Genomic DNA, 9,257 nt, shown 5'->3' with positions numbered 1-9,257 from the left:
TGGCCCAACCAATGGTAAATTTATGGAAGCGCAACATATCTAGTACTCCCACCGCTGGTAGGGCTGCACCGAATAAGTCTGGACGCTGAGTCATGCAAGCACCGACTAATAATCCCCCATTGCTACCGCCTGCGATCGCTAATTTTTGTGATGAGGTGTACTGAGCATCAATTAGCCACTCCGCCGCCGCTATGAAATCATCAAATACATTTTGCTTGTTGAGTTTTGTGCCAGATTGGTGCCAATCTTCCCCATACTCACCGCCACCACGGAGATTGGCAACAGCATAAACACCTCCCATTTCCATCCATACCAGATTGCTAATGGAGAAATTAGGGGTGATCGACACATTAAAGCCGCCGTAGCCATAGAGGTAAGTGGGGTTATTGCTATCTAACTGCAATCCCTTCTTGTGGGTGATAAACATAGGCACTTGGGTGCCATCTTTGCTAGGGTAGAAATGTTGTTTGGTCTCGTAGTCATCGGGATTAAAGTCTACCTGGGGCTGCCGGAAAATGGTACTTTCCCCACTTACCATGTCGTAGCGATAGATGGTTGCAGGGGTGGTGAAGCTGGTATAGCTGTAGAAGGTTTCAGTATCATAACGTAACCCATTGAAACCACCAGCGGAACCAATACCAGGTAATTCGACTTCCCGCACAAAGGAACCATCCAGGTCAAAAATTTTGATGGAGGAGTGAGCATCTTTGAGGTAATCCGCCACAAATTGGTTGTTGAGTAAGCCTACACCTTCCAGGGTTTCATCCGCTTGGGGAATTACTTCTTGCCACTGTGCCTGATCAGGATGATTAGTATCAATGGCAATGACTCGACTACGAGGGGCATCTAAGTCTGTGCTGAACCAAAATACTGATTGATCATTGCCGATGAAGCTATAGCTGGCATCAAATTCGTTAATGAGTTCCACCACCGGGGCATCTGGGTCTTGCAAATTTTTATAAAACACCAGATTTTTGGGGTCAGTACCCAGGAAGACTGTAATGATCAGATAATTACCATCTTCAGTGACTCGACCACTGAAACCCCATTCTTTCTGGTCAGGCCGCTCATAAATCAGACTATCCTCTGACTGGGGTGTTCCCAACTTATGGTAATAGAGCTTTTGATAATAATTCAGGTCTTCTAACTTAGTGGCTTCATTGGGTTCATCGAAGCGGCTATAGAAGAAACCTTGATTGTCGTGAGTCCAAGATGCCCCAGAAAACTTTACCCACTTAATCTGATCCGAGAGGTCAAGACCGGTTTCCACCTCCCGCACTTGCCACTCTTGCCAGTCAGAACCAGACCTAGACAGACCATAGGCGAGCAGCTTGCCATCTTTACTAATGGCTAAACCTGATAGGGCAACGGTGCCATCTTCTGAAAGGGTATTGGGGTCAAGTAATAGGGTTGGTTCAGCATCGAGGGAGGTCAAGGTGTAGAGAACACTTTGGTTCTGAAGACCATTGTTTTTGAAATAGAAGTAGCGATCGCCTTTTTTAAAGGGAGTGCTATATTTCTCGTAATTCCATAGCTTGGTGATGCGCTGCTTAAGTGTTTCCCGTGTTGGTATTTCGCTGAGATAACCAAAGGTGACTTGATTCTGTGCTTCTACCCAAGCCTTAGTTTCCTCTGAATCTGGGTCTTCTAGCCAGCGGTAAGGGTCAGCTACTAGAGTACCGTGGTAATCATCGACTTGGTCGGCTTTGCGGCTTTTGGGATAGTTCAGGGGTTGACTGGTAGATGGCATGGTGGCAGATGGTGAAGAGCGTTTCTAGTGTAACGTTTCTATTCTCTAGGTAAATTTAGGATGACATGGGGAGTTATGGGGCTGATCGCCAATTGAGCTAAAATCTATATAAGGCTAATAAGAAGGTAGAGGGATAAGGGTGGAAATTGTAACCGGCAAGATGCCGGTTCCACCAAGATGCCGGTTCCACCAAGATGCCTGTTGGGGAAGGCAAATCGCCCCTGATAATTATGACTGGATCGATCACACCACAACTAGCAACGCCCTTAGAACTAAAGACTCGTCCGGCTTTTGATATGAGTGATGACGAATTCTTTGCTTTTTGTCAGCTCAATCGGGAGTTACGGATCGAACGCCACGAAGATGGAAGGCTTATTATTATGACTCCTACAGGAGGGGAAACTGGCGGTCGCAATTTTGATTTGATTGTTCAGTTTGGCAATTGGGTGAAGCAAGATGGTACAGGGAAAGGTTTTGATTCTTCTACTGGCTTTATACTTCCCAATGGAGCAAATCGTTCTCCTGATGTTGCTTGGGTCAAGCTAGAGAGGTGGGAATCCCTAACTAAAGAACAACGAAAGAAGTTTGTACCCCTATGCCCTGATTTTGTGATTGAGCTACGTTCTGGAAGTGATCGCCTGGAAAACTTGCAATACAAAATGGCAGAGTATAGGTCAAATGGAACTTTGCTCGGTTGGCTGATTGACCCAGATCAGCGCCAAGTTTATGTATATCGTCTTGGGGCGGAAGTTGAACAGCTGGATAATCCAGCAACGGTGAGTGGTGAGCCAGTTTTACCTGGATTTGTGCTCAAGATGGATGAGATTTGGTCTTGAGGAGCCTACCCGAGATACGTTCAATTTTTGCGATTAGCCCGAAGGGCTACGCTACGCGATCGCATTCCTAAGCTGTTGCGCATTTAAATTGGGTATTATTCAGTTATAAAAAAACCGTCAAACTTTCTCCCCAGCTCCCCAGCTCCCCAGCTCCCCAGCTCCCCAGCAGTCAGAACCCTCAAATTTAAATGAAGACCAGCTTATGGGACTGTGGTAACAGGTTAAAAAACAGTTTAGCAAAAGTAAGCTATTTTCACTGTTCGCGCTACTTAAGCCACTTTCACCAGTTGAGATTTTAATCTAGCTTGGAGTTAGATACACTAGGTAATATGTAAAATCTCTACCCAATGCCAAAGAAAATCAGGGAACTCAAACAAATGCTTCACCAAGCGGGTTTTACAGAAATACGAGGTAAAGGAAGTCATACAAACTGGATACATCCTCTTTATTCTGGGAAAATCACAGTTTCAGGTAAAGACGGAAACGATGCTAAACCCTATCAAGAAAAGAATGTACAAAAAGCTATTGATGAAGTAAAGGGTAATTGTAATAATGATCAAACTTAAATATCCAATGATAATTCAATGGTCAGAAGAAGATAATTGTTTTTTAGTTGGTTTTCCCGACTTCCCCGGACAACAATGGCGGAGTCATGGCGATACTTATGAAGAAGCAGTTAAAAATGGAACTGAAGCTTTAGACTCTTTGGTAATAGCCTATCAAGAAACAGGTGAAACGCTTCCCGAACCAACTATCAATACAGCAGCCTAGTGAGTGCGATTGACCGTAGATCAAGCTACTTGAGGAGCAAATTCAGTATATTGTCTCAGATGGGGTGGATGAAATGCTAAAACAATCTCCTCTGCTGGTATCCCCTTCTGTAACAAATCTGTCGCCACCCCATCCTCTGTCCAATCTTCCTCAATCCAAATCTTGTCATCCTTTAAACGGATATGAATCATCACACTCTTAATCCGTTCATCTTTCCACCAACCCATCAGCAACAAAAGATACTGATCCTGTACCTCATCAAAAGCTAAAGCACTTTCAGTGGTAGAACCAGATTTTTCATTGATCTGATGATACTCTGTTAAAACTTCCTGGACAATTTCCCGATAATGCTTTTATCTCTCCATTGCTCAATCACCTCACTTTCCGAATCAACCACCAATAACTTAACCTGATTACGATTGATAATCATCTTAGTTAACTGGCGTTGAAAATAATTTTTGTAAGTTCCTTTGGTAATTGCCAAATAGGGCAGTCCCTACCAATTAATTACTGTTAAAACCGTTACCTTCGCAAATTCTTGATCAGCGGTCACCAAACTGGCAGAATTTTGTATAGCCATCGCCGCAATTATAGCATCGGGCAATTTCAACCTATATTGCTGGCGAATTTCAATAATTTTCTCAATCAACCCAGTGTCAATCGACACTAAACCGATCACTTCTACTCGCTGAAGAAACTGTTGAAAAAGTTGGCAATCGCTTTCGGCTAGCCCAGAAAACGCCAGAAACTCAATTTGGCTAATGACTGAAATCCCGATCCACTCAGCATTTTGTAATAATTGAATTAGTTGAGTATTTCCTTGCAGTAGGGCTACAATTGCATTCGTATCCAGAAAATAGCGATTACCACTCATCCCTTAGATTCCTTTGCATTGCTACCGCATCTCCCCCAAAGGTTAATCGCCCCACCAAATCAGAAAAATCATAGTTTAATTCCTGCTTCTCAACTGATGAAACTGGATCTAAAACAAGAACAACGTTAACCTCAACTGCCCTTAACTGAGTCGGAATCGTAAGATTCAAACAACCAGATTCATCAGTTTTAGTGGTCAGTTTTAGAACTTCCATTGCCAGTAGAATGAGTGGACCTTACCTTAGCTTATCTTAGCGCGATTGATCGTCTATTAGGATAGTGCGATCGCTTAGCGTGGCCTACGGCCAATCGCTTTTAGCCGCTCGGAGCATCGCAAATCCCTAGCCCTTTCCACTAATCCCACCTCTCAATGGCCTGAGCTAGTGTTTGAGATTGATACAAGCAGCAAAAGCTTTTCTAGTAAACTCTTGCCTATTCCCTCAGGGGGTGACAAGCGCTCTTGAAATCTTACAGGGGTGTTTGTTAATGGGGTTAGGTTAATGGTAAGATTGCCCTGGCGGGATGGATTGATTAAAACTATCTATGCAGTTGGATTGGTGAAAATTGCTTCAACTGCTGGAAAATACAACAACACGAGTCGCGCTCATTAAACCCAAAACCTAAAACCATTAACCTAAAACCTGCCTAGGTTTGAGCTTTGTTGTCACCCCTTGAGGCCTATTCCCTGTTCCCTACTCCCTACTCCCTACTCCCTACTCCCGATTCCCGATTCCCGATTCGACCGTAAAGCACAGTTAGCCCCTTCCGGGCATTGCGAATACTAGGATGATTGGGGTCTAGCACTGGCGTAAGGATGCTGAGCGATTTGTGGAAAAAGCTGACAGCCAGCTTTAACTTGTCCAATTCGTTACTCTCTTCCGAGATCAGCCAAGCCAAATCACTCAGGTACATTCCCACTTGGGGATGATTGTTGCCGTAAGTTGAGTTGAGGGACTTGATGCACTCTTGATACAATTCTATGGCCTCGGTCAACTTGCCCAGGGTTTTGTAGGTCAGTGCCAAACTTGCTTTATGCACTGCCAGGTTAGGGTGATTGGGACCGTAGAACTCTTCAATTACGTTAATCGCGTCCTGGTGAAATTGTTCTGCTTTATGATATTCCCCTCGATCAAGATAGAGGTTGCCTAAACCCTGTTGAGTTGCTGCCAGGTGAGGGTACTATTATATCTGCCAAATCAGTCAGGGCTTCTTTGGTATAGTTGCTGAGTCGATCAGGAAAATGGGGAATGACCTCAGTAGCCATGGCTTGGCAACTTGATGCAGCACATCGCTATTTCCTATTCCCAGATCCGCTGTTCCCTAAAATTCCGAAATTGTTTACCTCATAGCTATGAGAATTGCTATAATAGAAAACCGCGAAGGTATCCAAAATATTTTAAAACTGCGCTATCAAGTACTCGTATCAGAATATGGCTATCTTCCTAAAAATCATTCTAAAATAATTACCGATAAATACGATTTACATAGTAGCACTATCCATATAGGAGCATTTAATAAAAATTCTGAAATAATTGGTTCTATTCGTGTTGTTATGAATAGCAAAATTGGCATTCCCTCGGAAGACTACTTCGATTTCATTACTATTCCTTTACCCCCAGAATACGGTCGCCCAAATTTAAATAAAGACGTATTAGCTGACCTAAGCAGACTGGTCATCACTAAAAATTTTTGTGCCAATAAACTTATAAAAAGCTATAAACTTACGCTCAGCTATCAACTGATTACAATTAGCAATTTTTTTGCTAAAAAATCTGGAGCAACTGTTTGCTGCGCTGTAGTAAACCCCAAGTTAAGTAAATTGTTTAGTTTACTTGGTTATCGTCCCATCGGATCTGAGAGCATTTGTGATAAAAACAAACTACCGTTCATCCCATTTATAGGAGAAATAAATGAGTTGGTTTGCCGTCCTATTATGGACAAAATATAGCGCTAAGCGCTGGCAAATATTCCATATGCAATAGGTAAATTAAAATATTTGATAATCAGGGTTATGGTCATTATTTACCTTAGCATTTTGTCAATCCGTCAGTGCGCACTGCTATATAGCAATTCTATCTGATTCGTGAAAGAAATTGGGTGCTTTAAGACAGGAGGAAGAAGGCACCCACCCCTAACCACCTCATAAGGGTAGGTTTTTTACTTTGACGTCAGGTGTGGGGTGTGGGGTGTCGGGTGTCGGGTGTGGGGGATAATAAAATCTACCATTATTGTCGTTAAAAATCATCAAGACAATGATTTAGCATGGCTATAATTAATTACTTTCACGTTGATAACAATCCTTAAATATGGGGTAAAATCTGATTCAGGTAACTAGTTTTCCCTGTTTAACTGAAAGTTGTATTATCTATGCACCAAAATCGAATAACCGGGAGCGAGATTTGGCACCCTGAAATTCTTGACTATCGCTCCAGCAACGATGCTGATAGGATCAGATATTTACAGTGCCGGTCAGACATTATCATATATGACCAGATCGAAAAGCAAATCGTGGATTACATTCGGTCTTTAGATCCAACTCGCAAACTTAGCGTTGAGGAAGCTGCAAATGAAATTCCTTCAATTACCGAACAAATCCCATTACAAGAGTATGGCAAATGGGTTTTCTATCCTTGGTCTCGACGACTAGTACACCTTCTGCCGCCCAATGCTTTCGTTGCTTTGCGCACCAACCGCAATCGGTACAAAATTACTCCAGAAGAACAGGAAGTTTTAGCTAGGAAACGCATCGGCATTGTTGGACTTTCTGTAGGGCACAGCATCGCTATGGGGTTGGGTTTGGAAAGGTGTTTTGGAGAACTGCGTCTGGCTGATTTTGATACCATCGATCTCTCCAACCTTAATCGCATCAATACCCCCGTCCACAACATTGGGGTCAACAAGGCGATCGTTGTTGCCCGTGAACTATTTGAAATCGACCCTTATCTAAATATTTCATGCTACACTAAGGGGATTAAAACGGAAAACATAAATGAGTTCTTGTGCGGAGATGGTCAGCTAGATCTTCTGATTGATGAGTGTGACAGCATCGATATAAAGTTTAGTCTTCGCTACGCAGCGCGAAAACAGCGCATTCCTGTACTAATGGACACCAGCGATAATGGACTTATCGATGTTGAAAGGTACGATCTCGAACCGAATCGTAAGCTATTCCATGGTCTTGTGGAGGAAGTTTCTCCCGAGAAGATGAGACGACTGTCCAATCGGGAGAAAGTACCCTATGCTTTGGGGATACTTGGGATAGATGGAGTTTCTGACCGAATGCAACTCTCCCTTTTAGAAATAGAGAGCACCGTTTCGACATGGCCACAACTAGGTTCTGCTATCTTGCTTGGTGGCGGGGCTGCCACTGACACTACTCGACGCATATTACTCGGACAGTTCATAAACTCAGGAAGGTATTACATTGATTTAGAAAAGATAATCAGATCCGGCAGCATGCCTGAATCAGCACATTCCGGCAAAGAAGAACAAGATTTTCAATGGTTTATTAAGAAACAAGTACAAAGTCTGCCACCAGTTTCATCAACTGCTGTTACGATGCCGTCGATGCAGATGCTTCGCAACTTGGTTAGCGTTGCGACCCTTGCACCTTCTGGAGGAAACTCCCAACCATGGCTTTGGGTATCGACAAACCATGGGCTTCATCTCTTCCTTGATCCGCGCACCAAAGCAACATTTATAGATTTTTGGAATCTAGGGAGCACCCTAGCGCTTGGAGCGGCTGCGGAAAGTTTCATTCTTGCAGCCGGGCAATCGGGACTTGGAGTCAGCATAGAAGGGTTTGGCACATCGCTTTTTCCTGTTGCCCGATTCACCTTTCCCAGAATTGAACCTAATGTAAATAACTGCAGCCTCGCGGAAGGACTGAGGCATAGGAGTACCAATCGCAGCAATTTGCCATCCGATCCCTTACCTCAAGATCTCAGGGACAGAATTGACCGGATTCTAGCCCCTTTTTCAGGGGTTAACTGTAAGATCGTAACAAATCCACAAGTGATAACAGCCATTGGAAGAATAGCCGGTGAAGCTGACCGTTTAAGGATTCTTAACCAAGCCGCTCATCGCGAAATGATGGAAGAACTACGCTGGGATTCTGAAGAGGCAGAGCGCACTCGCGATGGGATCGAGGTCGCTCACCTGGGACTCGATGATATAGATCTTTGCGGACTTCAGGTCATTCGCAACCCGATGATAGCTGCAGAAATTAACAAACGGGGTTTGGGCAAAAATCTCATGGAAGGGGCACAGAGTGCCTTCAATAATTCAGGCGGTGTCGGTTTGTTATTCGTCCGAAAGCCCACTTGTCCAGACTTTTTCATAGCTGGACGAGCACTGATGCATGTCTGGTTATATCTTGAGAAGTGTGGTTTCGGAGTGCATCCTTGGACAGCATCTATTTACTTTATAATGCGTTTTGTGCAGGAAAGAGGCTTGGGCTTCAGCCCATCTGAACAACGTTTGTTGTCCATGCTTCGAGAAGAATTCTCCAGGTGCTTTGGTCTGGATGGGTCACAGGGGCTAGCAATTATGTTTCGTATCACAACTTCCCCCAAGCCTATCGGTCGATCAAAGCGGAAGCCAATGGAAGATATTCTAATTACCCACTGAAGGCAAGCTTAAGGCAATTACCAATCATATTCAAGTCACATTAATTGACCATAGTTAAGCAGCTTTTTGCATTACCTCAGGCCACCAATGATATCCCTGTTCTGTCACTTTGGGATAATCCAACGAATTTGCGTCATTTCAGCCTAGGAAAAATCAAGGTTTTACCCCAGTTTGACAGAAGAGGGATAAGCTAAAACCCATTTAAAATGGGTTTTAGCAATGGCTTTAGGCAAAAGGGTAGTGGATTAATTTGTTTTAGTTAATTTTAATAACTCCCGGTTCGCCCATTTTTTCGGGAGTTATAAGAAAGGCTACTCAGGAGTAAAAGATTGACCATCAAGTTGAGTATAAATAGTAGTTGAAAACCCAAGTAGAACAAGAAGACGCTGCTGTAAAGG

At 43.5% G+C, this 9,257-nt stretch carries 11 protein-coding genes; 5 read left to right on the top strand and 6 right to left on the bottom strand.

All coding sequences use genetic code 11. The features are described 5' to 3' along the window. Nucleotides 1-1,750: prolyl oligopeptidase family serine peptidase (locus tag F6K52_RS26445; RefSeq protein WP_293085306.1), on the bottom strand; the 1,750-nt coding region annotated here is incomplete at its 3' end. Between the two features lie 230 nt (nucleotides 1,751-1,980). Between F6K52_RS26445 and F6K52_RS26440 the strand changes: the two genes are divergently transcribed. From F6K52_RS26440 to F6K52_RS26430, 3 genes are all read left to right on the top strand, one after another. Next, nucleotides 1,981-2,586: a Uma2 family endonuclease gene (locus F6K52_RS26440; RefSeq protein ID WP_293085303.1), complete on the top strand. Its 606-nt coding sequence runs from the start codon at nucleotides 1,981-1,983 to the stop codon at nucleotides 2,584-2,586. Between the two features lie 347 nt (nucleotides 2,587-2,933). After that, on the top strand, nucleotides 2,934-3,152 hold the full coding sequence (locus tag F6K52_RS26435; RefSeq protein WP_293085300.1) for a type II toxin-antitoxin system HicA family toxin: 219 nt from the start codon (nucleotides 2,934-2,936) through the stop codon (nucleotides 3,150-3,152). Nucleotides 3,153-3,159: 7 nt separating this feature from the next. Continuing rightward, nucleotides 3,160-3,357 carry a type II toxin-antitoxin system HicB family antitoxin gene (locus F6K52_RS26430; RefSeq protein ID WP_293085297.1) on the top strand — a complete coding sequence of 66 codons (198 nt, stop codon included), beginning with the start codon at nucleotides 3,160-3,162 and terminating at the stop codon, nucleotides 3,355-3,357. A gap of 20 nt (nucleotides 3,358-3,377) precedes the next feature. On the opposite strand, the gene F6K52_RS26425 is transcribed toward F6K52_RS26430, so the two are convergent. The 5 genes from F6K52_RS26425 to F6K52_RS26405 all read right to left on the bottom strand — a co-directional run bounded on the left by F6K52_RS26425 (nucleotide 3,378) and on the right by F6K52_RS26405 (nucleotide 5,400). After that, nucleotides 3,378-3,662, bottom strand: coding sequence for a XisI protein (locus F6K52_RS26425; protein WP_293085312.1), 285 nt, complete (start codon nucleotides 3,660-3,662; stop codon nucleotides 3,378-3,380). 14 nt (nucleotides 3,663-3,676) lie between these two features. Next, nucleotides 3,677-3,841, bottom strand: a complete 165-nt coding sequence (locus tag F6K52_RS26420; RefSeq protein ID WP_293085293.1) for an element excision factor XisH family protein — start codon at nucleotides 3,839-3,841, stop codon at nucleotides 3,677-3,679. 12 nt (nucleotides 3,842-3,853) lie between these two features. Further along, on the bottom strand, nucleotides 3,854-4,231 hold the full coding sequence (locus tag F6K52_RS26415) for a type II toxin-antitoxin system VapC family toxin (protein ID WP_293085290.1): 378 nt from the start codon (nucleotides 4,229-4,231) through the stop codon (nucleotides 3,854-3,856). Next, complete coding sequence (locus F6K52_RS26410) at nucleotides 4,221-4,445, bottom strand: hypothetical protein (protein WP_293085287.1); 225 nt, start codon at nucleotides 4,443-4,445, stop codon at nucleotides 4,221-4,223. Before F6K52_RS26410 ends, F6K52_RS26415 begins: the two co-directional genes overlap by 11 nt. Before the next feature lie 484 nt (nucleotides 4,446-4,929). Continuing rightward, a complete protein-coding gene (locus F6K52_RS26405) occupies nucleotides 4,930-5,400 on the bottom strand; it encodes a tetratricopeptide repeat protein (protein WP_293085309.1) in 471 nt (156 codons plus the stop codon). Nucleotides 5,401-5,581: 181 nt separating this feature from the next. Here F6K52_RS26405 and F6K52_RS26400 point away from each other — a divergent pair, with 181 nt between their 5' ends. Continuing rightward, nucleotides 5,582-6,178, top strand: a complete 597-nt coding sequence (locus F6K52_RS26400) for a GNAT family N-acyltransferase (protein ID WP_293085284.1) — start codon at nucleotides 5,582-5,584, stop codon at nucleotides 6,176-6,178. A gap of 419 nt (nucleotides 6,179-6,597) precedes the next feature. Continuing rightward, entirely contained in the window at nucleotides 6,598-8,859 is a 2,262-nt protein-coding gene (locus F6K52_RS26395; RefSeq protein ID WP_293085282.1) for an Rv1355c family protein, read from the top strand. The last annotated feature ends 398 nt before the right edge of the window (nucleotides 8,860-9,257 follow it).

This window comes from Moorena sp. SIO3H5 (assembly GCF_010692395.1).
Classification (GTDB): domain Bacteria; phylum Cyanobacteriota; class Cyanobacteriia; order Cyanobacteriales; family Coleofasciculaceae; genus Moorena.
This window is presented reverse-complemented; position numbering and strand designations above follow the sequence as displayed.